We start from the raw sequence: 1,314 nt of genomic DNA on the forward strand, positions 1-1,314 counted from the left end.
TGCCTTTCACTCTGCCCTTTTCTTCCCAGGAAGTAGTTATCTCTATCATTCTCTTGGCCTCCTTTTCATCTACCTTACCCATCTCTTCTTCTAGTTTTCTCTCTTCCTCCTCATTTAATATGAGGTAGGTCTCAAAAAATCCAGTCAGCAGGGTCATTCGAGCTGGATCCAATTCCATCCTGACCAGCATCCGCAAAAATTCCAGCTTTACCTGTACTCGTTCTTTCTTCTGATAACCCATCTTGCTCAAAAGGGCTGCAGCTACGGGGTTTTTGCTTTGGATATAATCCTGCCACTTATGTTTATTCAGCTCCAGGGTTAAAAAATGAAAATCCAAGACGGACATAAACGGGAACGCCAGCTTAAATCGATCTGGTTCATTCCGTTTCTCCGGGTAAGTGAATACTGCTATGGGTACTACCCGGCAACGATGCTTCTGATATAGCCTGCTAAAATAGATAAACATGCGCTCGGCAAAATCTTTTTGGGCACTGGCCTGATTTTCTACATGCACCAGGACTATTCCGCTTTCTCCTTTGAGACTGGTCTCCACCAGGATATCTATCCTGTGTTTATCGCCTCGGGTAACATCTGTAAACACTTCCTGCTGCAAGAATTTGATATGTTCCAGGTCTATGGCTTCATAGACCTGGGGAAAAAATAGCTCAACAAATTCTCCGAAGAAGGTTTCTAATAGCTCCTTAAAGAGCCGGTCATGTCCAATACGCTTCTTCACTAACCCCCACCCCTTTATACTTGGTATACTCCCATTTGCCAAACATTTGTTCTTGCGTTAAATTTTATCACAGCTTATCATTATTAGCTGCAAAGAAAAGGAACAAATGTTTGTTCAGAGTCAGAGGCCGTGGGTTAAAATAGTTCTGTAGTTTTATCTTATCGTAAATAGGGCTCCGCAAAAACCCCTTTCTTGCATAAGACCTGCATAAAATATACAAAACAAGCGTTGGTGAAGCATGGATGCAACACTGCTTCCATTGTAGCAGTTGCACCTGAAGGAGGCGTCTTTTCCTTTCCCTAAGATAGGATCATTAATTCAGCATTTCTCGGTCAGTCAATATCTTCAGCGGACGGTTTAAGTTGGCTGTAACAGTGGGGGGGCGTCAGAGAACTGCAGGAATGCCTTAAACTACTGGGGATGCAGACATTTTTGTTGATGTGGGCATGGGCATTTGAAAACTGAAATTATAATTATTACCATCTATAGGTATATCAACAAGTGGTCCATGTACTGTGGGGGGATTCCAACCTGAGCCATATTCTGCTACTCCTATGTCGGTTTTTTCTAGTGTTCCA

The 1,314-nt window shown here is 42.8% G+C and carries 1 protein-coding gene; it reads right to left on the reverse strand.

What is annotated here, in order from left to right; translation table 11 throughout:
• Window positions 1-736 (reverse strand): Rpn family recombination-promoting nuclease/putative transposase (locus AWB54_RS14950; protein WP_061215393.1); only part of this gene is annotated, 736 nt, incomplete at its 3' end.
• Window positions 737-1,314: the final 578 nt, after the last annotated feature.

Origin of the sequence: Syntrophomonas wolfei subsp. methylbutyratica (genome assembly GCF_001570625.1) — a bacterium.
Classification (GTDB): domain Bacteria; phylum Bacillota; class Syntrophomonadia; order Syntrophomonadales; family Syntrophomonadaceae; genus Syntrophomonas; species Syntrophomonas methylbutyratica.